Source organism: Catenulispora sp. GAS73 (genome assembly GCF_041262085.1).
Lineage (GTDB): Bacteria > Actinomycetota > Actinomycetes > Streptomycetales > Catenulisporaceae > Catenulispora.
In genome coordinates this window covers 297,283-321,713 of sequence record NZ_JBGCCM010000003.1, presented here as the reverse complement: position 1 = coordinate 321,713, position 24,431 = coordinate 297,283, and the positions used below count along the sequence as shown (strand labels likewise).

The window sequence follows — 24,431 nt, the reverse complement described above, 5'->3', positions numbered from 1 at the left end:
GCTACGGGTGGACAGGACAGATGGCGCTCGCGGTCCGTCGCAGATCGACGTGACGGCGAGCCACAAGAAGTCGGCCCTGGTGCATAGCATGAGAATGACAGCGGAACTGCACGTACGTCAATGGAAGTTCGGGCAGTCTCGCATCCCGGAAGTTCGATGCCTGGTATTCGAGAGCGCGTGAGACAAACGCAAAAAAGTGTCGGGCCCCGATGTAAAAAACATCGGGGCCCGACACAAGGTCGCGCCGGAATTCAGGTCACGCCAGTCCCCGCGACCGCAGAACCCTGCGTTCCAACGGCACGAACAGCAGCTGGTTGACCGCGACGCCGACCGCGAGGATCAGCACGATCGCCGCGAAGGCGCCGGCCATGTCGTTGGAGTCCTGGGCGTTCTTCAGCAGGAAGCCGAGTGAGTGCCCCAGATCCGCCGACTGCACGATGATCTCGGCGGCCAGCAGCGACCGCCACGCGAACGCCCACCCCTGCCGCAGCCCGGCCAGATAGCCGGGCAGCGCCGCCGGCAGCAGCACGTAGCGCACCGAGGCCAGGCCCCGGGCTCCCAGGTTCCGGCCGACCCGCAGATACAGCGGCGGCACCTGGTCGAGCCCTGATACGACCCCGACCGCGATCGACGGCACGGCGCCGAGCAGCACCACGCCGTACAGCATCGCCGGCTCGGGCCCGAAGAACATCAGCGCCGGGGGCACCCAGGCCACCGACGGCAGCGACTGGAGCCCGGACAGGATCGGCCCGACGCCGGCCCGGATCAACCGGAACCGGCCGACCAGCAGCCCCAGCGGCGTGCCGATGGCCACCGAGGCGCCGAAGCCGATCGCGCCGTGCTCGGCGCTGTGGCCGACCGACGGCCAGGCGTCGCCGCTGCTGAAGGCGGCCTTCAAGGAAGTGAAGACCTCGGAGGGCCCGGGGAGCTTCCAGTCCGGCCAGATCTTCGCGACGTAGAGCACCTGCCAGACGGCGATGATGAGGAGAACGGCGAGCAACGGCGGGTAGACGGCGCGCAGGACGGTCGCGAGCCTGCTGGTCTCGCGCTCGGCGGAGGTCTCCAGGGCGTCCAGGCCGGCTTCGACGTCCTTCAGGGCGTCGGTGGCGTCGGCGGCGTCCGTGGTCTCGGTGGCTTCGGTCTGTGCGGCCTGTGAGGGCTCTACGAGCGTTTCAGCCTCTTCGGATGCTTCAGGCTCCTGGCGTTCCTCAGGCTCCTGACGCTCCTCGGCCTCGACGGCCTCTTCCGCTTCGACGGATTCCCGGGCCCCGGTCACTTCTTGCCCAGCCCGGCGTCGGAGACCGCCGGCTGACCGTTCTTGGCCAGTTCGGCGTTCAGGATCGACAGGTCGTAGATGCCGTGCAGGTCGGTCGACTTCAGCAGCTTCACCGCGACCGCGTGGTCCAGCGAGGTCTGCAGCGTGGAGGCGTCCGGGTCGTTGGTGACCTTCTGCTCACTGAAGGACCGCTGGATCTCGGCGCCCGTCAGCGCCTTGCCGGTGAGCCGCTTCAGCTCGCCGTTCACCAGGTTCTGCGCGTCGGTCGGGTCCGAGGTGATCCAGGAGTTCGCTGCTATCTGGCCGTCGATCAGGGCCTTGACGGTGTCCGGGTGCTTGTCCAGGAAGCTGGTCGCGACCACCAGCGTGGTGGTGGCGAACTGGCCGTTCGGCCACAGGCTCCGCTCGTCGACCAGCACCTTCGCGCCGGCCTCGGTGACCAGCCGCGAGGCCCACGGCTCCGGCAGCCACGCGCCGTCGATGTGCCCCGCCTTGAACTGGTCCAGCGTGGTCGCGTTGTCCTGCGGGTTCACCGAGACGTCGCCGGTGCCGTCCGGGTTGGCGGTCAGGCCCTGCTGCTTGAGCCAGTAGCGCAGCGCGACGTCCTGAGTGTTGCCCTTCTGCGGCGTGGCCAGGGTCTTGCCCTTGAGATCCGCGGCCGAGTTGATGCTCGGCTTGACGACCAGCTCCGCACCGCCGTCGGTGGCACCGGCCACGATCTTCAGCGCCTCGCCGTGCGACTGCACGAAGGCCGACAGGGCCGAGGACGGACCGACGTAGGCGGCGTCCAGCTGCCCGCCGAGCACCGCGGTCATCTCCGCCGGGCCCGCGTTGTAGATCTGCGTGGAGAGCTTGGTGGAGCCCAGGGCCTTGGCGAAGTCGCCGTGCGCGACGCCGACCACGGCGGTGGCGTGCGTGACGTTCGCGAAGTAGCCCAGCCGCAGCGTCGAGGCGTCCGAACCACCGGAGCCACCGGAGCCACCGGCGGCGGCCTTGGTGGCCGAACCAGAGCTCTTCGACGACCCGCACGCGGCGGCCGAGGCGACGATCCCGACGGCGGCTGTCAACGCCGCGACCGTACGAACCAGAGTCTTGATGTCCATCACAGGAAGGCTCCCGAAAGGATCGCCGGGCATACCGGCGGGCGGCTTGGCGCAGCCGCTGGAATTGAGGAAAGAAAAAAGGTGGCTGTTCAGCGCCGGGACGGGCGCGAACCGGGCCGCGAAAAGCGCAGGCGGATCAGACGGCCGCCGTACAGCACGTGCTGGACAGGCGTCCGAAGTCGACGTACGGCCGACCGACCAGGGCCACTCCATCGCGGGACATGGCTAGAGAGTGGCACGGTCTCGGATTCCCGTCTATTTCTTGTCCGATATATGGACGGTCCGAAAGGCTTCGGATAGCCATTCTTTCTGAGCCCATTCATATCGGTGTCCGAACCTTTTTTCCTCCGATATTTTCGGACTACCGAGAGGACGGCGTCGCAGACAGCTCGCGCGTCCGCCGCGCTCCCGGGACGACCAGCGGCGTCCCGGTCTCCGGATCCTCGATCACCCGGCACGGCAGGCCGAAGACCGACTCCACCAGCTCGGCGGTGACGATCTCCTCGGGCGCGCCGGAGGCCGCCACGCGACCGTCGCAGAGCACGATCAAGTGCGTGGCGTAGCGCGCGGCCTGGTTGAGATCGTGCAGCACGGCCACCAAGGTCCGCCCCTCCTCCTCGTGCAGGCGTGCGCACAGGTCGAGGATCTCGATCTGGTGCGCGATGTCGAGGTACGTCGTCGGCTCGTCGAGCAGCAGCAGCGGCGTCTGCTGCGCCAGCACCATCGCCGTCCACACCCGCTGGCGCTGGCCGCCGGACAGCTCGTCGACGGCGCGCTCGGCCAGGTCCGTGACGCCGGTCGCGGTCATCGACTCGGCCACGATCCGCTCGTCCTCGCGCGACCACTGCCGCAGCAGGCCCTGGTGCGGGTGCCGGCCGCGCGAGACGAGGTCGGCGACGGTGATGCCGTCCGGGGCGACCGAGGACTGCGGCAGCAGGCCGACGATCCGGGCGACCTGCTTGGTCGGCATCGAGGCGATGTCCGCGCCGTCGAGCACCACGGTGCCGGCCTTGGGCTTCAGCAGCCGCGACAGGGCCCTGAGAAGGGTCGACTTACCGCAGGCGTTGGGGCCGACGATGACCGTGAAGGACTCGTCCGGGATCGCGACCGAGAGGCCTTCGGCGACGGTCCGGCCGTCGTAGGCCAGCGTCAGGCCGGTGCCGCTGAGACGGGACGTGATCGCCCCCGCCTGACCGTTCTCGGTCGTCATGCCGCGCGTCTCCTTGAAGTTCGAATTCAGCACTGTCAGATCCGCCCCGCCTTGCGCCCGGCCGCCAGCAGCCAGATCAGATATCCGCCGCCGAGCACGCCGGTGACCACGCCGACCGGCAGCTGCCGACCGGAGATCGCATGCTGGGCAACGAGATCGGCACACGTCAGGAGCACCGCTCCCATCAGCATCGACGGGATCAGGTTCGGCCCCGGCGCGCGGGTCAGCCGCTTGGCGAGCTGCGGCGCGGTGAGGGCGACGAAGGACACCGGCCCGGCCGCCGCCGCGGCGAACGAGGTGAGCAGGACCGCCGCGGCCAGCGCCGTGAGCCGCGCGCGGTCGACCGGGACGCCGAGCGCGCGCGCCACGTCGTCCCCCATCTCTGCGACGTGCAGCGCCCTGCCGCATCCGACGAGCAGCACCGGCCCGAGCACCGCCATCGCCACGGCCAGCGGCACGACGTCGCTCCAGCCCCGGCCGTCCAGGCTCCCGGTGAGCCACAGCATCGCCCGCGCGGCGTCCATCAGCTGCGCCTTGGTCATCAGATATCCGTTGACCCCGCTCAGGATCGCCGAGACCCCGATGCCGACCAGGATCAGCCGGTAGCCGTGCACGCCCTGAAGCCAGGCCAGGGCATAAACTCCGACGCCGGTCAGCACGCCGCCGATCATCGCCCCGCAGGCCAGCGCCAGACTGCTGCCGCCGGCCACCACCACGACCAGCGCTCCGGTGGCCGCGCCCTCGGTGAAGCCGAGCATGTCCGGGCTGCCCAGCGGATTGCGCACCAGTGACTGGAAGACCGCGCCGGCCAACGAGAGCGCGGCGCCGACCAACAGCGCGGTCACCACGCGCGGCAGGCGCAGCTCCACGACGATGAAGTGGTCTCCCACCGTGCCGCCGCCGAACAGGGTGCGCAGCACTTCGCCCGGCGGGATCTGGTAGTCGCCGCTGCCGAGGGTGAGGACCATGGCCGTGAACGCGAGCAGCGCGCAGACGGCCGAAGCGGTGAGCGTCCGGGGCCGGTAGCGCACCGAGAACGCGGAGGTTCGCAGAACCCTCATGCCCGCACCGCCTTCGCGCGCCGCAGGAAGTACAGGAACACCGGACCGCCGACCACGCTGGTGACCACGCCGACCTGGATCTCGCCGGGACGCGCGAGGACCCGGCCGAGCACGTCCGCGCCGAGCAGTACGACCGGCGCGAGCACCGCGCAGTACGGCAGCATCCAGCGCAGATCCGGGCCGGTGATGGTGCGCACGACGTGCGGGACCATCAGCCCGACGAACACGATCGGCCCGCACGCGGCGGTGGCCGCCCCGCACAGCAGGGTCACCGCGACGATCGCCGCCGCGCGCACCGCTGTGGGGCGTGAGCCCAGAGCGCGCGCCGAGTCCTCGCCGAGGGCCAGCGCGTTGAGCGGCCGGGCCAGGGCCAGAGCCAGCACCAGGCCCACGGCCGCGAACGGCAGCACCCTGACGACGGTGGACGGCGTCGCGCCGGCCAACGAACCGACGGTCCAGAACCGCATGGCCTCCAGCGACGCGGAGTCCAGCAGCATCGCGACGCTGACGTAGGAGAACAGGGTGGCGTTCAGCGCGGCCCCGGCCAGCGCCAGCCGGACCGGCGTCGCCCCGCGCCCGCCGCCGACCAGGTAGCCGGCGGTGGTGGCGATCGCGGCGCCGGCCAGGGCGAACCAGACGTAGCCGTCGAAGGTCCCGATCCCGAACAGCCAGATGGCGGTGACGACCGCGGCCGAGGCCCCGGCGTTGATGCCGAGCAGTCCCGGATCGGCCAGCGGGTTGCGGGTCAGCGCCTGCATCACCGCGCCAGCCAGACCGAGGGCCAGGCCGACGAGCAGGCCGAGCAGGGTCCGGGGCAGCCGCATCTGGTGCACCACGGTGTAGTACGGGGAGCCCGAGTCGGACAGGCCGTGCCAGACGTCGCCGAGCGAGAGCGACTTGGCGCCCAGGCAGATGCTGAGCACGAGCACTGCGAGCAGCAGCAGGCTCGCGGCGGCCAGGCCGGCGCCCCGGCTTACCCGGCCGAGGCCGCGCGCGCCCGGTGGATGCCTGCGGAGTGTCGGGGCTACGGCCTCAGGGGCCTGCGGTGGCGCGGTGGCAGACAAAACCTGGCTCCGGATCGACGACGCGGGGGTGACCCCCCTTGGGCGAGTGGTGAGGTTAGGCTAACCTAACTTCACTGCGCCGGGTAAGCGCCCCTCGATCATGAGAAAGCGACATTCATGCCATACATCCCTTCCGTTTCCTCCTTATCCCGCCGTGGTGTGCTGGCCGGCGTCGGCGGGGGCGCCCTGGCCGCCGTGCTCGCGGCCTGCGGCAGCGGTTCGAGTTCAGGCCCGCGCTCCTCGGGCCAGAGCGGCCCGTCCGGGCCCTGGTCCTTCACCGACGACCGGAAGACGACGGTGAAGCTGTCCTCGGCGCCGACCCGGGTCGTGGCCTTCACCGGCACCGCCGCCGCGCTCGTCGACTTCGGCCTGGACCAGCAGATCGTCGGCGTCTTCGGGGAGACGACGCAGCCGGACGGCAAACCCACGGCGCAGGCCGGCGACCTCGACGTCGGCAAAGTGACCGTGCTGGGCAACGCCTGGGGCGAGTTCAACGTGGAGAAGTACGCCGCACTCACCCCCCAGCTGCTGGTCACGCACATGTATGAGCCGGGTGCGCTGTGGTACGTGCCGAACGAGGGCAAGGACCAGATCGCCAAGCTGGCGCCGAGCGTGGCGATCAACGTGGCGCGGGCCTCGCTGCCGACCCCGATCCAGCGCTACGCCGACCTGGCGCAGTCGCTCGGCGCGGACCTGGGCGCCAAGAAGGTCACCGACGGCAAGGCCCGGTTCCAGGCCGCGGCCGAGACGCTGCGCGGTGCGGCGAAGGCAGCCGGCGGGCTGAAGGTGCTGGCCGCGTCCGGCAGCCCCGACGTGTTCTACGCGTCGAACCCGAAGATCGCCAGCGACCTGATGTACTTCGCCGAGCTCGGCGTCGAGCTCATCGTCCCCACCAAGCTCGACACCGGCGACTACTTCGAGAGCCTGAGCTGGGAGAACGCCGACAAGTACGCGGCCGACCTGATCCTGCTCGACAGCCGCTCCACCGCCTTGCAGCCGAAGGCGCTGGCCTCGAAGCCGTCGTGGAGCGCCCTGCCCGCCGTGAAGGCGGGCCAGGTCACGCCGTGGGACGCGGTGCCGCGCTTCTCCTGGGCCGGTGCCGCTCCGCTGCTGGAGAACCTCGCCAAGGCGATTCAGAACTGCAAGAAGGTGAGCTGACCGTCATGAACTCGATCTCCTCAGTAGGCGCGGCGCTGGCCGCCACGGCCTCGGCTGCGGCCATCTCCTCGGTCACGCCGGCATCAGCGCCGATCGCCGAAGCCGTATCAGCCTCCCGGCTCGTGCACGGCAAGTTCCGCTTCTTCCAGGCGCGCGTCGTGGCGACCCGCCGCCTGGGACCCTCGATGGTGCGGATCACCTTCGGCGGGACTCAGCTGCGCGACTTCGCCGGCGGCGGCCGGGACCAGAGCTTCTCGCTCTTCCTGCCGCAGCCGGGGCAGGACGCGCCGATCGTGCCCTTCGACGCCCGCGACGACTGGTTCGCGCAGTGGCGGGCCATGCCGACCGACGAGCGGGGCGTCATGCGCTCCTACACGGTTCGCTCGCAGGACCGCGAGCGCGGCGAGGTGGACGTCGATTTCGTGTTGCACGGCACCGGAGACTCCAGCGCGACCCCGGCCGGGCCCGCGTCGCGCTGGGCCGCCGAGGCCGTGCCGGGCGATCGGGTCGTGCTGCTGGGACCGGCGTTCGAGGACAACCGCAGCATCGGCTTCCAGCTTCCGCAGGACACTGACTGGGTCCTGATCGCCGCCGACGAGACCGCCTTGCCTGCTGCGGCGGCGATCCTGGAATGGCTGCCGGCCGGACTGCGCGCGCGGGCCTGGATCGAGGTCCCGGATCTGAAGGACACCCAGGAACTCCTGAGCCCGGCAGAAGCCGACATCACCTGGCTGGTCCGCGACCCCACGCGCCGGCCCGGCGCTTTGCTGACCGAGGAGATCGGCGGCGCGGCCTTCCCCGACGGCGCGCCCTACGTGTGGATCGCCGGCGAGGCCGGGATGGTCAGGACCCTGCGACGCCACCTCGTCGGCGAGCGCGGCATCGACCGCGGGCGCGTGGAGTTCTCCGGTTACTGGCGCCTCGGAGCCACCGAAGAGGATCTGCGGACCGAAAAAATCTCCGCCGCCGAAACCGAGGCGGCACAGTGAGCCCTCAAGCCTCCGCCGTCGCGACCGCACGCGCCATCTTCTCCCCCGCCGTCGAGGACGCCGCCGGGCACCTGTTCAACGACCGGACACTCGACCGCTACCGGCACACCATGGCCGACGGCATCGACCGCGTCGCGAACCGGATAGCCCGCACGGACAGCCCTTTCACCGGCGTCTCCCCCGACGATCTCGCTCCCGGCATATCAGGCGTCGATCTCGACCGCCCGCTGGACGACGCCGGAGCCGCGCTGGACGAGCTCGAAGAGCTCTACCTGCGCGACGCCGTCTACTTCCATCACCCGCGCTACCTCGCGCACCTGAACTGCCCGGTCGTCATCCCGGCGCTGCTCGGCGAGGCCGTTCTGACCGCGGTCAACTCCTCGCTGGACACCTGGGACCAGAGCGCCGGCGGCACGCTGATCGAGCGCCGGCTGATCGACTGGACCGCCGGGCGGATAGGTCTGGGCCCGGCCGCCGACGGCATCTTCACCAGCGGGGGCAGCCAGTCGAACTTCCAGGCGCTGTTGCTGGCCCGGGAGGAGATCGTGGCGAAGGCCGTGGCTGGGACTTCGCTGCCGGGTGCCGGTGCGAAGTACGCGGCTGCCCGGGATGTCATGGACCGCCTACGGATCTTCGTCTCGGAGGCCGGGCACTTCAGCGTCCGCAAGTCGGCGAAGATGCTCGGGCTGAGCCCGGACGCGGTGGTCACGGTCGAGACCGACGCGCGCAAGCGGATGCGTCCGCAGTCGCTGGCGTGGGAGCTGGAGCAGTGCCGGTGGGCCGGCTTCATCCCGATGGCCGTGGTCGCCACCGCCGGCACCACCGACTTCGGATCCATCGATCCGTTGCGGCAGATCGCCGAGCTGTGTGCCGAGTCAGGGGCCTGGTTCCACGTCGACTCCGCCTACGGCTGCGGCCTGCTCGTCTCGCGGTCCCGGCGTGACCTCCTGCGGGGCATCGAGCACGCCGACTCGGTGACCGTCGACTTCCACAAGTCGTTCTTCCAGCCGGTGAGCTCCAGCGCGCTGATCGTGCGCGATCGCGCGGTGCTGAGCTACGCGACGTACCACGCCGACTACCTCAACCCGGCCCGCATGGTCGAGCAACGCATCCCCAACCAGGTCGACAAGAGCATCCAGACCACGCGCCGCTTCGACGCGCTCAAGCTCTGGATGACGTTGCGCATCATGGGCCCGGACGCGGTCGGCGATCTGTTCGACGAGGTCATCGACCGGGCCGCGCAGGCCTGGGTGCTGCTCACCGTCGATCCGCGCTTCGAGGTGGTGACCAGGTCCCAACTCAGCACCCTGGTTTTCCGCTACCTGCCGCCGGAGGGCCCGGCCCGGGACCTCGCCGACGGCGCGAATCTGTACGCGCGCGAGGCGCTGGCCGCCTCCGGCGCGGCGATGGTGGCCGCGACCAAGGTCGGCGGTCGGCACTACCTGAAGTTCACGCTGCTGAACCCCGAGACCACGGTGGACGACATCGCGCACGTCCTGGACCTGATCGCGGACCACGCCGCCGAATACGTCGAGCGCCGGAGAACACTCTGATCATGTACGACTTCATAGCCATCGGGCTCGGTCCCTACAACCTGGGCCTGGCCTGCCTGACCGAGCCGATCGAGGGTCTGGACGGCCTGTTCCTGGAGGCTCGCACCGAGGCCCGCTACGCCTGGCACCCCGGGATGCTGCTGACGTCGGCAACGCTTCAGACGCCTTTCATGGCCGATCTGGTGACGCTGGCCGACCCGACGTCGCCGTACTCCTTTCTCAACTTCCTGAAGGAGACGGGGCGGCTGTATCCCTTCTATATCCGGGAGAACTTCTATCCGGTGCGCGCCGAGTACGACGAGTACTGCCGGTGGGCTGCGACCCGGCTGCGCAACGTGCGCTTCGGGCAGAAGGTGTCGCGCATCGACTATGACGAAGCAGAAGCCTGCTATGTCGTGCGGTCGGTCGGCGTCGACGGCGGTGTGGTCACCGAGGAGCGCGCACGGCGTCTGGTTCTGGGGACCGGAACTCCGCCGCACATCCCTGAGCCCTGTCGCGGGATCGGCGGGGACCTCGTCCACAGCGCCGACTACCTGAGTGCGAAGGCGCTTCTGCAAAGCAAGGAGAGCATCACTGTCGTGGGCAGCGGCCAAAGCGCCGCCGAGCTCTACCTCGACCTGCTCTCCGACGCCGGGACCGACACCTACCACCTGAGCTGGGTGACGCGCTCGCCGCGGTTCTTCCCGCTGGAGTACACCAAGCTCACGCTGGAGATGACCTCGCCGGACTACGTCGACTACTTCCACGCGCTGCCGGAGGCGACCAGGTACCGGCTGGAGGCGGAGCAGAAGGGCCTGTTCAAGGGCATCGACGCGGTGCTGATCAACGAGATCTTCGACACGCTCTACCTCAAGAGTGTGCGCGGGCCGGTGGCCACTCGGCTGGTAACCAACACCGAGGTGCGCGAGGCTTCGTACGATTCGGCCGGCGGCACGTACACGCTCGATCTGCATCACGAGGAGCAGGACCGCGCCTTCTCGCTCGCGACACAGGGCTTGGTGCTGGCGACCGGGTACCGGTATCAGTTCCCGGACTTCCTCGAACCGGTCCGCGACCGCATCCGCTTCGACGGCAGCGGGCGCTTCGACGTCGCGCGGAACTACACGATCGACGTCGCCGGCCGCGAGATCTTCCTGCAGAACGCCGGCACCCACACGCACAGCATCACCTCGCCGGACCTGGGCATGGGAGCGTACCGGAACTCTTGGATCATCAGCGAGATGCTCGGCCGGGACTACTACCCGGTGGAGAAGACGATCACGTTCCAGGAGTTCGGCGCGCCGGACGGCCTGCTCACATGATCACGTTCCGGCCGCTCGATCTGGACAGCGACGCCGAAGTCGAGATGCTGCACCGCTGGGTCACGCACCCGAAGGCCGCTTTCTGGCTGATGCAGGGGTGCGACGTCGCCGAGGTGCGTGAGGAGTACCGCAGGATCGAACGGCATCCGCATCACGAGGCGTTCCTGGGCCTGGTCGACGGGACGCCGGCCTTTCTGGCCGAGCGCTACGACCCCCGGTACGTCGAGCTCGTCGGGTTGTACGAGCCCGAAGACGGCGACGTCGGGATGCACTTCCTGTGCGCGCCGACCGACACGCCGGTGCACGGGTTCACACGCGCCGTCATCACTGCCGTGCTGGCCTGGATCTTCTCCGATCCGGACGCGCTGCGGGTGGTCGTGGAGCCAGATGTTCGCAATACCGCAGTTCAGGCGTTGAACGCCGCGGTCGGATTCCGTGTCGTCGGGCCGATCGCCAAACCCGAGAAGCAGGCGCTGCTGAGCGTCTGCACCTGGCATGACTTCCAAGCCGCCACCTCTGCCCTCCCCCGCCTAGGAGCCACTTCATGAACCCGCGCGACGCAGTCCGTCATTTGACCCCTGAGAACTGGGAGCGCGCCAATCGGCTGCTGCTGCAAAAGGCAATCGCAGAGTTCTCCCATGAGCGGCTTCTCACGCCGGAGCCTTTGGCAGACTTCGAACACGGTTTCGCAGTGCACAGCGATGACGGGAGCGTGGAGTACCGATTCTCGGCGAAGGTGCTGGCGCTGAATCACTGGCAGGTTGATGCCGAGAGCATTGTGCGGGTTGCCGACGGGCATGAGCAGCCGCTGGATGTGGCGGACTTCTGCATCGAGATGCGCGGGGCGCTCGGGCTGAGCGATCAGGTGTTGCCGGTCTATCTGGAGGAGATCGGCTCCACGTTGGCGAGTACCGCGTACAAGCTGAGCAAGCCGGCGATCTCTGCGGCCGAGTTGGCGCGCGCCGACTTTCAGCGGATCGAGTCGGAGATGACGGAGGGGCATCCGACGTTCGTCGCCGGTAATGGCCGGATCGGGTTCGGCGTTGACGACTTTCGGCAGTACGCGCCTGAGGCGGCTTGCCCGGTGCATCTGATCTGGATCGCTGCGCATCGCGACCACGCGGCTTTCACTTCCTGCGCGGACACTGACTACGAGAGTCTGATTCGCGGGGAACTGGGTTCGGAGCTGCTGGGGCTGTTCGCCGACGTCATGACCGGGTTGGGTCTGGATCTGGACGACTATGTGCTGATCCCGGTGCATCCCTGGCAGTGGTGGAACAAACTTTCGGTGACGTTCGCCGGGGATATCGCGCGGCAGCGTCTGGTGTGTCTGGGCGCCGGGGACGACGAGCATCTGGCGCAGCAGTCGATTCGGACGTTCTTCAACGCCGCGGATCCTTCGAAGCATTATGTGAAGACGGCGTTGTCGGTGCTGAACATGGGTTTCATGCGGGGGCTTTCGGCGGCGTACATGGAGGCGACACCGGCGATCAACGACTGGCTGGCGAGCGTGATCGCTGACGATGTCGTGCTGAAGCGGACGCGGCTTTCGGTGATTCGGGAGCGTGCGGCTGTGGGGTATCGGCATCGTCAGTTCGAGGCGGCTACGGAGTCTTCGTCGCCTTATCGGAAGATGCTGGCGGCATTGTGGCGTGAGAGTCCGGTGCCGACGTTGGAGGCGGGGCAGCGGCTGGCGACGATGGCGAGTCTGCTGCACGTGGATCGCGAGGGCGGGTCGTTGGCGGCGGCGCTGGTCGCGGAGTCGGGGTTGGCGGCGGAGGTGTGGTTGCGGCGGTATCTGGATGCTTATCTGACGCCGTTGCTGCATTCGTTCTATGCGTACGGACTGGTGTTCATGCCGCATGGGGAGAACGTCATCCTGGTGCTGGACGGCGGCGTGGTCGAGCGCGTCATCTTCAAGGACATCGCTGAGGAGATCGCGGTGATGAACGCGTCCACACCGTTGCCGGCGAGTGCGGAGCGGATTCGGGTGGAGGTGCCCGAGGATGTCAGGCTGCTGTCGGTCTTCACCGATGTGTTCGACTGTTTCCTGCGGTATCTGAATGCCGTCCTGAGCGAGCGGGGCGTGCTCGCCGAGGACGTGTTCTGGCGCACGGTCGCGGAGTGCGTGCAGGCGTATCAGGACTCGATGCCCCAGCTGGCTGCGGAGTTTCGGCGCTTCGACCTTTTCGCGCCAGATTTCGCGTTGTCCTGTCTGAATCGGCTTCAGTTGCGGAACAACCAACAGATGGTAGATCTCAGCGATCCGTCCGGGGCGTTGCAGCTGGTCGGGACCTTGGAGAATCCGGTGGCTCGATTCCGTCGAGATCCGCTCGATGGGTGAGATGCGGGCGGCGAACGGGCTGCTCGGGGATCGGGTTCGGCTTCGGGCGCTGTTCGCGGACGAGGGGTACCTGTTCTTTCGGGGCGTGCTTGACGCGGGCGCGGTGCGGGCCACGGCTGAGCAAGTGGTCCGCACGCTCGTCGAGCAGCGGTTCCTCGACGCCTCGTCGGCGTGGACCGGCAGGGCTTTGACGGCTTCGGTCGATACTGAGCTTCAGGACGCGCTGAACTCGAAGGAGCTGTGGGAGCGGCTGGTCGCAGTTCCGGCGGTGGCGGCGTTCTTCGCGGCGATCGCCGGCGCGCCGGTGGGTTTCATTCCGCTGGCGAGGTACCGGATCATGCCTCCGGGTGGTACGGCGCAGGTGCATCAGGACGCGCTGCTGAATCCGGGCTTCGCGATGACGACCGCGTGGATTCCGCTCATGGCGATCGATGCCGGGCTCGGTGGTTTGGCGGTGGCGCGTGGGAGTCATCGCGGAGGCTGCGTGCCTGCCGAATCGCTCCCGCCGCTGGATCATTCGTGGCTGCGCGCCGACTACGAGCCCGGGGATGTGGTGCTCATGCACGAGGCGCTGGTCCACACCGGGCTGCCGAACCGGTCGCGTGACGGGGTGCGGGTTTCGATCGACGTGCGGTTCCAGGATCCGGCGGCTCCTGCGGCGGTCGTCGGGCGGATCACGGCGGTGGACGCCGGTTCGGTGCGCATCGCGAGCGAGGACGACGGGATCGTGACGCTCGGTGTCGATGCCTCAACATTGCTCCGCAGCAGTACCGGGACGCGGATCCCGCTCGATGGCCTCCTGGCATCCGATCTCGCACCGGGGCGCCGCGTCATCGCCTCGCGCCGCGACGGCCACGCCGTCATGATCAAGCCCCTTTAGCCTTCAGCTCCCCCACACCGGCGCGGGGGGCGCCGAGGTGCGTCGAGCGCTGCATGAAGTCGAGCGCACAGTCGCCCCGACTTGCGCTCCGGCCCGGCGCTTGTTTCTATACAGGTGTCAAATAGCCGCACGAAGGGATCCGCCATGACCTCCCCAGCGACGATCTCCCCCGAGGAAGCGGCCGACCGCCTGGCCCTCCGCGAGCTCTTCGACGCCTACGCGCACTGCGCCGACCGCCGCGACGCGAAGGGCCAGATGGCCCTGTTCACCGAGGACACGCACTTCCTGGTCTACATGGACGCCAAAGCAGCCGAGCCGACCCAGGAACTCCGCGGCCGCGAGTCCCTGGCCCCGGTCTTCGACGCGCTGAACGCCTACGCCGCCACCACGCACTTCAACGGCCAGAGCACCATCAGCCTCACCGGCGACACCGCCACCGGCGAGAGCTACTGCATCGCCCACCACCTGACCGTCAACGACGACGGCACCCGCACCCTGATGATCGCCAGCATCCGCTACCTCGACCACTTCACCAAGCAACCCGACGGCCGATGGCTCTTCGCCGAGCGCCGCCTGATGGTGGATTGGACGGAGACGCGGCCCTCAGTGGCGTGAGCGCCGGAGAAACGGCAGCGCGGCTGCCACCGAAGTCAGCAGCCGCCTACCGCTCCCAGCCCTCAGCTATCAACCCTTCGCCAGCGCCCTGCTCCAAGGCTCCAAGTCCCACGCCGGGAACGAGAACCCGTCCCACATCGAGCGCTCGGCCTCCCGCGGTCCGTTCTCCACGCGCTCCGGCACGTTCCAGACGTTCGTCGTGCGCGTGGCCGGCGTGTAGGTCGGCCCGCCCGAGTGGCCGGTGCGGGCGAAGGCGGACCAGGCGTTCATCATGTGGTCCGACAGCGTCGTCAGGGGTTGCGCAACCGGCCACATCGGAAGTTCTATTCCCCGGCAGCTTATGTGAATGATATGTGTTGGCCTATGCATCTTGGCTCGCAGCAAGCCAGTGGTCGCGCCCCGGACTCAGAGCCCGTATTCGCCTTCCATGACCCGGTCGACCTCGACGACGGCCAGCAGCTGCACCCCGAAGCGCTCGAAAAACGCATCCTGACGGTCGCTCCGCAGATCCGCGACTGCCTCATCGCCTCGGCCCGCCTGCGCGGCCGGGTGCAGACCGACGTCCTGCTGGTCCTGCAGCCCGGCGTCGACCCCGACGACGACCACGAGTCCGCCATCGGGCCCGCGTTCACCGCCGCCGAGCTCGCGACGATCCGCCGCATCCTGGTGCTCGGCGCCGACCGCGACCTCCCGCCGGAGCGGCTCGCCGACGACAGGGTCCTGACGTGGCAGCATCAGATCCTGGAGATGGCCGGCGCGCGGCTGCCCGGCCTGGGCGCCGACCCCGATCCGGTGCCGCGGCCCGACGAACGCGTCCCGGTGGAGTTCGCCGGCGACAGCGCTGGCGTCGCCGCGCTGACCTGGGGCCAGCACGAGATCTGGCAGTCCATGACGCGCCAGGGCAACTGGCTCCCGCTGGGCGGATGGCGGCCGCTGGAAGCCGGGACCACGGTCGAGGCCGTCGCCGACGAACTCGCCTACCTGCACACCCGCTTCCCCTCGATGCGCACCTTCCTGCGCTTCGACGCGCAGGGCAATCCGCACCAGGAACTCCTGTCCTCCGGCTCCACCCACCTTGAGATCTACGACGCGCCGCCCGGCGCCCAAGCCGCCGACGACCTCGCCGCCGCCATCTCGGACCACTACCAGTACACGCCCTACGACCTGCGCACCGAGTGGCCGGTCCGGATGGCCGTGGTCCGCCAGAACGGCGAGGCGACCCGCATGGCCGTCGCCATGCACCACCTCGCCCTGGACGGCGGCGGGGCCGAGGTCATGTTCCGCGACGTCGCGGTCCGGGCCAGCGCGCCGCCGAACGGGCTCCAGCAGCTGCAGCAGACCCAGTGGCAGACCTCCCCGGCCGGCCTGCGCCACAGCGACAGGACCCTGCGACACTTCACCGACATCCTGCGGGTGATGCCGACCCCGACCTTCCCGCCGTCGGACGACCCGCGCCGCCCGCGCTACTGGAGCGCCGAGTACCACTCCCCCGCGCTGCGCCCGGCCCTGGCCGCGCTCGGCGAGCGCACCGGCGCCGACCCGACGCGGGTGATCTTCGCGGTCTACGCGATCGCGCTGGCGCACGTCACCGGCGTGCACCCGGTCCTGTTCCGGCCGGTCATCGGCAACCGTTTCCGGCACCAGCTGGCCGACGTGGCCTGCCACGCGGCCCAGGCCGGGCTGGTGCTGCTCGACGTCGCCGACTCCACCGTCGAGGACGTGATCGACCGCGCGGGATCCGCCGCGATGAACGCCCTCAAGCACAGCTACTTCGACCCGAAGCGACTCAACGAGCTGATCGAGGAGATCGGCCGGGAGCGCGGCGCCGAGCTGGACATCGCCTCCTTCTTCAATGACCGCCGCGCGACGACGATGACCTCGCCGAGCCCCGCGGACGCCGAAGCCCCGGCGGGATCCGCCACCCCGCACCCGGCCGGCCCCACCACCGCCGAGGAGTTCGCGAAGGCGCGCGCCGCCGGCCGCTTCGAGTGGGTCCAGCGCCGCAACGACCCGGTGGAACGGCTGTTCCTGCACGTCGACGAGGGCCCGGACGGGCTCAGCCTGATCGTCGAGGCGGACACTCGCGGCATGTCGCCGGCCCAGATCGAGCAGCTGGTCCGCGAGATCGAGCAGGTCGCGGTCGAGGCGGCGCTCCAGCCGAACCTCAGTACTGGAATATCGGTATCCTGACAGTGCTGCCGAGGTCGAATACCTCGACCTCGGCAGCACCGCGTCTCGCAGCGGGTGTCAGGAGCTGTATGTAGTAGTGCAGACAGTGCCGTTCAGGCTGATCGCCGCCGGCGAGGGATAGGCGCCGTCATTGTTCCCGACGAGCCCGATGCTGGCCGAGTTGCCGCCGCCGGCCGCCAGGTTCGCGTTCCAGGCCAGGCTGGTGGCCTCGACGTTCTGCCCGCTGCTGGACCAGTTCGCGTTCCAGCCGGATCCCAGGGTCTCACCGGCCCCGGGGAAGCTGAAGGTCAGCGACCATCCGTCGATCGGGCTCGGCCCGGTGTTCGTGACGGTGAGCGCGGCGACGTAGCCGTTCCCCCAGCCCCCGGTCACCTGGTAGTTCACGGCGCAGGTGCTGTTCGCCGGAGTCCCGGTGGTGAACGAGACCGGGTCCGAGGGCGGCGAGAGGTTCCCGTTCTGGTCGGTGGCCAGCACGTTCAGGGTGTAGCCGCTGCCGGGGACGAGGTTGCCGATCGTCGCCGAAGTGGACGTCGACTCCGCGAGCAGTTCGCTGGTCGTGCCGAACTGCCGGTAGACCTCGTAGCGCGTGGCCGTGCCGCCGGCCGACGGCGCCCAGCTCACGGTCGCCTGCGTGCCGGTGACCTGCGAGACCGAGGGCGAGCCCGGGGCCGTCAGGGTGCTGACGGGGTTGCCGGACGGGGTCAGGACCATCGTCTCGATCGAGTAGGGCGGCAACGTCTGGACCGCGCTGCTGCCCTGCGCCGCCGAGGTGATCGACGTGGCCTCGTCGCCGTAGGTGTAGACGGTCGGGGTCGCCGTGCTCGGTGCATATCCGGCGTAGTGCAGGTTCACGGTGTAGGCGTTCGCAGGATCCTTGTTCACCAGCATCACGGCCAGATTCCCGTTCGCCTGCCGCACCGCGTGTGCCGCGACGAGTTGCTGGTCGGTGCCGGCCTTGACCAGCTGGTCCCCGGGACGGCCGAGCTTGCTCAGCATGCTGATGGCGTAGTAGGCCGGGAACGGCGTGTTCACCGCCGGCTCGCAGACCGAGCCCGTGCAGCCGCCGCTGGAGAGCACTCCGCCGTCACCGTAGTCGGTGGCGCCGTCGGGCGCGGTGCTGATCGCCCCGACCCCGTTGTGGGTGTTCCACCAGTCGACCGTGAAAACCCCCTGTTCCAGGGCCGTGAAGTAGGCGTCCGCGCCGAACAGGGCGTCGGGCTGGGTGTCCTGGTCGAAGCTGCCGTTCATCTCGGTGAGCGCGACTCCGAGCCGGGAGCCACCGGGGCCGGCGTACGCGGTGATCTCGCTGCGCAGCTGGCTGAGCTCGCCGGGCAGCTGGGCCGGCGCGGCCATGGTGCCGGCGGCGTCCTTGGCGCTGGGGTACCAGTGCACGATGACGAAGTCGACGGCCGAGCCGGCGATCGACAGCACGGTGCGGTTCCAGTCCGCCGAGTCCCCGGAGGCCACCACGCCGTCCGGCCAGTTGCCCGGCAGCGTCAGCACGGCGCCCACCTTGATCGTGGGATCCACGGCCTTCATGGCCTTGCTGTACTGGACGACGTTCTGCGCGTAGGTGGTCGGGCTCTTGCTGGCGTGGTTGTCGGCTTCCCAGTCGGCGCCGTAGTAGCCGTTGCCGTAGTTCTCGTTGCCGATCTCCCAGTACTTGTCGCCGTAGCCCTTGGTGACGTTGGCGTACTGGACCCAGTCGGCGGCCTCCTGGGGCGTGCCGGTGCCGTAGTTGGCGATCAGGATCGGCTGGGCGCCGACGGTCTTGACGGTGCCCATGAAGGAGTCGAAGTCGGTGCCCGGCGCGACGTAGCCGCCGGGTGCGGTGTTGGTCTGCCAATGGTAGATGTCGCCGTAGGAACCGCCCGGGTAGCGCAGCATCCCGATCCCGGCCCGGCCGAGCAGGTTCTGCACGGCCGGGGCGTTCATCTGGCTGTCCCAGACCGCGCTGTTCAGGCCGTAGCCGGTGGTCGGGACGGTGCCGAGGCCTTCCAGGGTGTTGACCGTGACGTTGACCTGCGGGGCCGCGGCCGCCGCGGCGGTTCCGTTCGGGGCCGCGGCAACGGCTGTGGTGAGGGCGAGCAGGCCGGCCGCGAGCGCCGTACCCGGTCTCCAGACTTTCAAAGTGGTGACTCCTTTCAACTATTCTCAATAGATTGATATTCGGGCTCTCAGCAGCCGATCCGGCCGGTGCTCAGCGCCACGTCGTCGAACCACAGCGTGTCGTCGCCGCTGCTGTAGTTCTCCCAGCCGAGCTTCAGGTCGGTGAGCCGCGGCCGCCACGATGCCCCGGTACCGGCGAGCCACTGGTCGTCCAGGTTCGGGGTCGGCACGCCGTCCTCGGTCAGGCCCGGGACGGGGCTGCCGTTGTACCAGGTGTGGATCTGGCCGCTGGTGCCGTCCACCGAGAACTCCAGGCACTCCCAGGCGCCGGTCGGCAGGACCACGCTCTGCGCGACCCCGGCCGGGCTCTGGTCGGGCAGCGTGGCGTCGTCGGACTGCCGGTTCCACATCAGCGCGCCGTTCTGGGCGCCGAGCCGCAGGTCGGTGTTGCCGTGCGCGGAGTCGTTCATCGCCAGGAAGGTGGTGTGGTCCGTCGGCAGCGGCGCGGTGTGCTTGATCCAGAACCGGACGTACCAGGTCGGCGCGGCGGCGGCCAGGTCGGTGGCGTCGCCGGCGAAGACGTGGTCGCAGTAGGTGCCGTGGCCGTCGATCTCCAGGGACTTGGTCCCGGAGTGCGCCTGCGCGGTGGTGATCGCGGCGGTCCCGGTCCCGGAGCAGTTCGGGGCGACGACGGACCATCGGCCGGACGGTGTGGTCGAGGTCTGATTCTCGAAGCCGTCGCAGAACACCGCGGTGGCCGGGCACGGTCCGCTGCTCGGTTGGCTGGAAGGCTGACTGGACGGCTGGCTCGACGGTTGGCTGGAGGGTTGAGTCGACGGTGAGCTGGAGGGCGAACTCGGCGACCCGACGCCGCCGCACGCCACGCCGCTGAAAGCGAAGTCGGCTGGAGCGGTGTTCGTCCCGGAATACGTGGCCTGAAATCCGAAGGCGGCCGTGGCCCCGGCCGCGACCGATCCGTTGTAGGGCTCGCTGGTGGCCGTGACCTGCTGTCCGCTCTGGCCGACCTGCGCGTTCCACCCCGACGTGACCTGCTGGTTGCCGGTCCACGACCAGGTCACGGTCCAGGAGCTGACCGCCGGGCCGCCGTTCGTGACCGTCACGTCGGCGGTGAAGCCGGTGCTCCACTGGTTCGGCTGGTAGGCGACCGTACAGCCGGTCCCGGCGCCCGCGGCCGGCCGGGATCCGAGCACGAATACGGCCGACATCCCCAGCACCGCCGCCGCCACGACGGCCAGGACGCGGATACTGCGCAGCCACGAGTGGTCGCGGGACATCAGGGCACCTCCACCGTGAACGCCGCCGTGTGCTCGGCACCCGACGTCTCGAACTGGACGAACAGCCGCCACGCTCCGGACTCGGGGAACTGGATCGTCGCCGTCAGGTCGCCGGCGCCGGCCGCACCACCGGCGGAGCGTCCGGTGGACAGCGCTCGGGCGAAGGCCGCGTCGCCGGCGTGGAAGGCGGTCAGGTGTGCGTAGCCGTCGAGGAGGCGGTCGAACTGCTGGACCGGCTTTCCGTTCTTGGTGACGGCGACCCCGAGGTCTGTCGCAACCCCCTGATGCGGCGATCCGGTGAGCCGGAGTGCGTAACCGTCGACGGTCGTGGTGTCGGACGCGGCGGGCAGCGCGGCGACGGTCGGGCCACCGGGGACGGTCAGCGGCTGGGACAACGAGTACGACAAGGGCGTCCCGGCACTGGAGTCGGGCGCCGCGAACGTGATGTAGCTGCGGTAGGAACCAGGCGTCAGCGCCGACAGCGGCACGGTCCAGCTGCCGTCCGCGCGCATCGACGGCGTCAGCTGACGGAAGTCGCCGAGGTCGCTGCGGACCAGGTAGAACACCAGCAGCCGGCCTTCGTACGGCTGGAACCGGGTAACCGTCTTGCCGCTCGGGCCGCTGATGTGGAACGTGAATGGCGCGGCCGAGTCGACGACGTAGGAGTAGCCGCCGACAGTGCCGTGGAGTCCGTTGTCGGCGACTGCCGCGGCGGCGATCTTCGGGCCGGTCGGCTCTCCCATCCCCGGCATGTCGTCGCCAGAGCCGGCCATGTTCATGCCGTTCATGCCGTTCATGCCGTTCATGTCCATACCGCTCGTGCTTTTGGGAGCCGCCGAATGCGAGTGACTGCACGCCGCAAGGCCGGCAACGAGCAGGCAACCGGCGGCAGCCGATATCAGAGCGCGTCGAAACACGGGCATGACAGGACCCTTCATCAAAGGTGGCGGGCGGGGGGGGGGGGGCGGGCGGGGGGGCGCCCCCCCCCCCCCGCGGCAGTGCTACGGACTCGTACAGGACAGGCTCTCGGGCTGCGCCGGAGCAGTGGTCTGATTCGCCACGAAGCCGAAGTTGGTACTGCCCCCGGCCGCGAGTTGCCCGTTCCAGTCCGCCGACTTCATCGTCGCCAGCGACCCGGATTGCGACAGCGTGCCGTTCCATGCGCTGACCACGCTCTCGCCGTCAGCCAGCACCCACCCGACCGTCCACTTGTTCATCGGGCTGTTGGTCGGGTTCTTCACCGTGATCTGGGCCTGGAACCCGCCGCTCCAGGAGTTGGTCACGGAGTACGTGGCCGTGCACGGCACCGAGGGCGGCGGCGGTGCCGTCGCGCCGATGCCGGTCACCTGGCCGGTGCCGCCGTCGAAGACGACGTCGGAGCAGCCGTAGAACGTCTCGGGGCTGTCCGAGCGGGCCCAGACCGAGTAGATGATGTGCCGTCCGGTCTTGTTCGCCGGCAGCGTCGCGGGCCACGAGTAGTAGCTCTGCAGCGTGGCCACGGTCCCGGTGTTCGGCGGGTTGGTGATCGTCGAGAACGGCGTCGGTTCCAGGTCGGCCCAGGTCAGGGGCTTGGTCTGGTCCCAGCCGTCCTTGGTGACGTAGAGGCTGAACGTCCCGGGGTGCGCGGCCCACCGGTTGTAGTTGATGGTGATGCCCGCGCCGGAGGTCAGGTGCGTGACCGGCCAGTCGGCGTTGACCTGGTCGAACCCTGAGAAGTCGTAGTAGTTGCTGTTGCCGCTGCACAGCTTCCCGTCGGGGATGAAGCCGACCGTGCCGCCGCTGGTGGCGCCGCTGCGGTTGCCGACCGCGAACCAGTTGTACAGCGGGGTGGTCCCGCTCTGGGCCACCGCCGCCTGGCAGGCCGGGTTCTGCGGGACGATCTGGCCGGTGGAGGTCAGGCCGTCCTCGTAGCAAAAGAACGTCCGGCTTCCGGGGATCATCATCGCGCCGTGCGCCGAGGCCTGCGGCGCGAAGGTGATGGTCCCGATCAGGCCGGCCAGCACGAGCAGCACGCCGGCCAGCTTCCTGGGGATCTTTCTGCTCACATCGCTCGCCTTTCCACAGATGTGGCGGACTGTGTCGGGCGGAGCGTAGCTCTGGCGACGCGGACCGTTACGCGAGCCGGCGGAGGGCGTCGGGCGGCCGGTTCGTCGAACGAAATCGAACGGGCATGTCAGAGCCCGTACTGGTACGACGGCCCGCGCCGTGGCCGGCGGGCCCGTTACGCGAAAGTTTCGCGCCGGAGCGGCTGCGACCAGGGGCGGCGTCGCAGGGCTTTGACGCTTTTCGAGCCTCCGGCAGACCATGCGACTGCCGAGATCTCTTGAGGGGAGCCGCCACCGTGCGCCACACCAGACCAGCTCCACCGTTCCGCCCACGCCGCCGCCGAGCCGTCCTGCACACCGCCCTGGCGGCGCTCGCCGCGCTGCTCGTCGCGCTGGCCGCGGCCCTGGCCAGCAGCCCCGCGCAGGCGCTCGGCGTCGGCGGCACCCCGAGCCCGGTGACCGGCAACGCGACCCACTTCGACGGGCTCGGCGCGCCATACGGCGGGTGCGGCATGCCGCAGGCGAACCTGGACTCGCAGGACTTCATCGCGCTCAACGTCTTCAACTCGCCGGGGAACTACGGTCAGTTCCCGCGTCCGGTGCCGCCGTCGCAGGCCGGCGTCCTGGGCATGTTCGACAACGGGCTGAACTGCGGCCGCTGGGTGAAGGTGACCATGGGCGACTTCTGCACCGGTACCAACGACGGCGCGCAGAACGAGCCGTTCTGCCGCAACGGCTCGTGGGTCACCGACAAGTACAACGGCGCGACGCTGAACATGCTGGTCGCCGACAGCTGCGGCGACTCCAACGCCTGGTGCCGCGACGACCCGTACCACATCGACCTGCACACCGACTCGATCAACCGCTTCCAGCAGAACGGCACCGCCGTCGGCGACCTGCTGAACCACTGGAACAACCGCCAGGTGACGTGGCAGTTCATCAACGCGCCGAACTACAGCGGCGACATCAACATCGGGTTCATACAGGGCGCACAGGTGTACTGGCCGGCGATCTCGGTGTCGCACCTGGCGAACGGGATCCACGGCGTGCAGTACCTGTCGGCGAACGGGACGTGGGTCTCGGCGACGATGGACAGCGACATGGGGCAGGCGTACATCATCGGGCCGACGGTGGCTGCCGGATCGAGCTACCAGATCCGGGTGACCGACGCTTCGGACACCCTCATCAACGGCGGTCAGGTGTACAGCTTCTCGCTGCCTTCGTCCTGCGGGAGCAACTGCAGCGCGGCTTACACGCAGGTGCCGTATACGACGTCGCCGGGGTCGGGGCCGAGTTCGCCGAGCTCAAGTCCTAGCTCGACGCCGAGCTCAAGCCCCAGTTCGAGCCCGAGTTCCACGCCGAGTTCCACCCCGAGTAGCAGCGCCGGCGCGGGCTGCTCGGTGACGAGTTCAGTGACCGGGACCTGGTCGACCGGCTACCAAGCCGCGTTCACCGTGACCAACACCGGGACGGTCGCGACCTCCAAATGGGCCGTGCACTTCTCGTTCGCTGGATCGCAGTCGATCGCAAACTCCTGGAATGTCACAGCAACACAATCCGGCCAGGCGGTGACGGCGAACTCGGTGTCCTACAACGGATCCCTGGCACCGGGCGCCTCAACCTCCTGGGGCATGGTCGTCAACGGAGCGAATCAACCTCTTAACAGAATTTCCTGCGTTTCTACCTAACCTTCCCCGGGTACCGCGTTCGACGTGAAGACCATGATGCGATTCGACGTGGTGATCGAGATACCGGCCGGCTCCCGGAACAAGTACGTCATGGACCACCGTCTGGGGCGCATCCGCCTGGAGCGGCAGCTGTTCACCTCGACCAGCTATCCCGCCGACTACGGCTACATCCCCGACACCCTGGCCCAGGACGGCGACCCCCTGGACGCCATGGTGCTGCTGGACGAGCCGGCGTTCCCGGGGGTGGAGGTGGCCGCCCGGCCGGTGGCGGTCTACCGCTCCCATGACGAGAAGGGCGTCGACAACAAGATCCTGTGCGTCCCGGCGGGCGACCCCCGTTACGAGGACGTCCAGGATCTGGCCGACGTCGCCCAGGAGCGGCTGGACGAGATCGGACACTTCTTCGACATCTACAAGGACACCGAGCCGGGCCGGCAGGCCCAACCGGGCACCTGGGCCGACCGCGCCGCCGCCGAGGCGGTCATCGCCGCCGACCGCCGGCGCCGGAGCGAGGCCGCGCCCGAATAGGACAGCAGCCTGATACGCCGAC

22 protein-coding genes are annotated in these 24,431 nt (G+C 69.2%); 11 read left to right on the top strand and 11 right to left on the bottom strand.

The annotated features are described in order from the left end of the window. Position 1: 1 nt before the first annotated feature. The 6 genes from ABH935_RS06430 to ABH935_RS06405 all read right to left on the bottom strand — a co-directional run bounded on the left by ABH935_RS06430 (position 2) and on the right by ABH935_RS06405 (position 5,714). The gene (locus ABH935_RS06430) at positions 2-85 is read right to left on the bottom strand and encodes a putative leader peptide (RefSeq protein WP_370376949.1); all 84 of its coding nucleotides are present in this window, start codon (positions 83-85) and stop codon (positions 2-4) included. Between the two features lie 171 nt (positions 86-256). Next, positions 257-1,276 carry an ABC transporter permease gene (locus ABH935_RS06425; RefSeq protein ID WP_370376825.1) on the bottom strand — a complete coding sequence of 340 codons (1,020 nt, stop codon included), beginning with the start codon at positions 1,274-1,276 and terminating at the stop codon, positions 257-259. Next, positions 1,273-2,379, bottom strand: coding sequence for an ABC transporter substrate-binding protein (locus tag ABH935_RS06420; protein ID WP_370376824.1), 1,107 nt, complete (start codon positions 2,377-2,379; stop codon positions 1,273-1,275). Before ABH935_RS06420 ends, ABH935_RS06425 begins: the two co-directional genes overlap by 4 nt. 361 nt (positions 2,380-2,740) lie before the next feature. Continuing rightward, a complete protein-coding gene (locus tag ABH935_RS06415) occupies positions 2,741-3,589 on the bottom strand; it encodes an ABC transporter ATP-binding protein (protein ID WP_370376823.1) in 849 nt (282 codons plus the stop codon). Between the two features lie 35 nt (positions 3,590-3,624). Next, positions 3,625-4,650 carry a FecCD family ABC transporter permease gene (locus ABH935_RS06410; protein WP_370376822.1) on the bottom strand — a complete coding sequence of 342 codons (1,026 nt, stop codon included), beginning with the start codon at positions 4,648-4,650 and terminating at the stop codon, positions 3,625-3,627. Then, positions 4,647-5,714 (bottom strand): FecCD family ABC transporter permease, encoded by a 1,068-nt coding sequence (locus ABH935_RS06405; RefSeq protein WP_370376821.1) that lies wholly within the window; start codon positions 5,712-5,714, stop codon positions 4,647-4,649. The genes ABH935_RS06410 and ABH935_RS06405 overlap by 4 nt, the downstream gene beginning before the upstream one ends. A 117-nt stretch (positions 5,715-5,831) precedes the next feature. On the opposite strand from ABH935_RS06405, the gene ABH935_RS06400 reads away from it, so the two are divergent. The 8 genes from ABH935_RS06400 to ABH935_RS06365 all read left to right on the top strand — a co-directional run bounded on the left by ABH935_RS06400 (position 5,832) and on the right by ABH935_RS06365 (position 14,554). Beyond that, complete coding sequence (locus tag ABH935_RS06400; RefSeq protein ID WP_370376820.1) at positions 5,832-6,872, top strand: ABC transporter substrate-binding protein; 1,041 nt, start codon at positions 5,832-5,834, stop codon at positions 6,870-6,872. 5 nt (positions 6,873-6,877) lie between these two features. Beyond that, complete coding sequence (locus ABH935_RS06395; RefSeq protein ID WP_370376819.1) at positions 6,878-7,861, top strand: siderophore-interacting protein; 984 nt, start codon at positions 6,878-6,880, stop codon at positions 7,859-7,861. Next, a complete protein-coding gene (locus tag ABH935_RS06390) occupies positions 7,858-9,414 on the top strand; it encodes an aspartate aminotransferase family protein (RefSeq protein WP_370376818.1) in 1,557 nt (518 codons plus the stop codon). The genes ABH935_RS06395 and ABH935_RS06390 overlap by 4 nt, the downstream gene beginning before the upstream one ends. Then, complete coding sequence (locus ABH935_RS06385) at positions 9,411-10,715, top strand: lysine N(6)-hydroxylase/L-ornithine N(5)-oxygenase family protein (protein WP_370376948.1); 1,305 nt, start codon at positions 9,411-9,413, stop codon at positions 10,713-10,715. Before ABH935_RS06390 ends, ABH935_RS06385 begins: the two co-directional genes overlap by 4 nt. After that, complete coding sequence (locus ABH935_RS06380; protein ID WP_370376817.1) at positions 10,712-11,263, top strand: GNAT family N-acetyltransferase; 552 nt, start codon at positions 10,712-10,714, stop codon at positions 11,261-11,263. Before ABH935_RS06385 ends, ABH935_RS06380 begins: the two co-directional genes overlap by 4 nt. Further along, positions 11,260-13,059, top strand: coding sequence for an IucA/IucC family siderophore biosynthesis protein (locus ABH935_RS06375; protein WP_370376816.1), 1,800 nt, complete (start codon positions 11,260-11,262; stop codon positions 13,057-13,059). Before ABH935_RS06380 ends, ABH935_RS06375 begins: the two co-directional genes overlap by 4 nt. Continuing rightward, a complete protein-coding gene (locus tag ABH935_RS06370) occupies positions 13,052-13,939 on the top strand; it encodes a phytanoyl-CoA dioxygenase family protein (protein WP_370376815.1) in 888 nt (295 codons plus the stop codon). Before ABH935_RS06375 ends, ABH935_RS06370 begins: the two co-directional genes overlap by 8 nt. A gap of 144 nt (positions 13,940-14,083) precedes the next feature. Beyond that, positions 14,084-14,554 (top strand): nuclear transport factor 2 family protein, encoded by a 471-nt coding sequence (locus ABH935_RS06365; RefSeq protein ID WP_370376814.1) that lies wholly within the window; start codon positions 14,084-14,086, stop codon positions 14,552-14,554. A gap of 69 nt (positions 14,555-14,623) precedes the next feature. On the opposite strand, the gene ABH935_RS06360 is transcribed toward ABH935_RS06365, so the two are convergent. Continuing rightward, positions 14,624-14,869, bottom strand: coding sequence for a hypothetical protein (locus tag ABH935_RS06360; protein ID WP_370376813.1), 246 nt, complete (start codon positions 14,867-14,869; stop codon positions 14,624-14,626). A 48-nt stretch (positions 14,870-14,917) separates the two neighbouring features. Between ABH935_RS06360 and ABH935_RS06355 the strand changes: the two genes are divergently transcribed. Continuing rightward, on the top strand, positions 14,918-16,744 hold the full coding sequence (locus tag ABH935_RS06355) for a condensation domain-containing protein (RefSeq protein ID WP_370376812.1): 1,827 nt from the start codon (positions 14,918-14,920) through the stop codon (positions 16,742-16,744). Between the two features lie 57 nt (positions 16,745-16,801). Here the strand turns inward: ABH935_RS06355 and ABH935_RS06350 are convergent, their stop codons facing one another. The 4 genes from ABH935_RS06350 to ABH935_RS06335 all read right to left on the bottom strand — a co-directional run bounded on the left by ABH935_RS06350 (position 16,802) and on the right by ABH935_RS06335 (position 22,193). After that, positions 16,802-18,874, bottom strand: coding sequence for a cellulose binding domain-containing protein (locus ABH935_RS06350; RefSeq protein WP_370376811.1), 2,073 nt, complete (start codon positions 18,872-18,874; stop codon positions 16,802-16,804). A 47-nt stretch (positions 18,875-18,921) separates the two neighbouring features. Continuing rightward, on the bottom strand, positions 18,922-20,148 hold the full coding sequence (locus tag ABH935_RS06345) for a cellulose binding domain-containing protein (protein WP_370376810.1): 1,227 nt from the start codon (positions 20,146-20,148) through the stop codon (positions 18,922-18,924). Next, positions 20,148-20,954 (bottom strand): hypothetical protein, encoded by an 807-nt coding sequence (locus ABH935_RS06340; protein ID WP_370376809.1) that lies wholly within the window; start codon positions 20,952-20,954, stop codon positions 20,148-20,150. The genes ABH935_RS06345 and ABH935_RS06340 overlap by 1 nt, the downstream gene beginning before the upstream one ends. Before the next feature lie 195 nt (positions 20,955-21,149). Beyond that, on the bottom strand, positions 21,150-22,193 hold the full coding sequence (locus tag ABH935_RS06335; protein WP_370376808.1) for a lytic polysaccharide monooxygenase: 1,044 nt from the start codon (positions 22,191-22,193) through the stop codon (positions 21,150-21,152). Between the two features lie 296 nt (positions 22,194-22,489). Here ABH935_RS06335 and ABH935_RS06330 point away from each other — a divergent pair, with 296 nt between their 5' ends. Both ABH935_RS06330 and ABH935_RS06325 read left to right on the top strand, forming a co-directional pair. Beyond that, entirely contained in the window at positions 22,490-23,881 is a 1,392-nt protein-coding gene (locus tag ABH935_RS06330; protein WP_370376807.1) for a cellulose binding domain-containing protein, read from the top strand. Between the two features lie 36 nt (positions 23,882-23,917). Further along, complete coding sequence (locus tag ABH935_RS06325; protein ID WP_370376947.1) at positions 23,918-24,409, top strand: inorganic diphosphatase; 492 nt, start codon at positions 23,918-23,920, stop codon at positions 24,407-24,409. Positions 24,410-24,431: the final 22 nt, after the last annotated feature.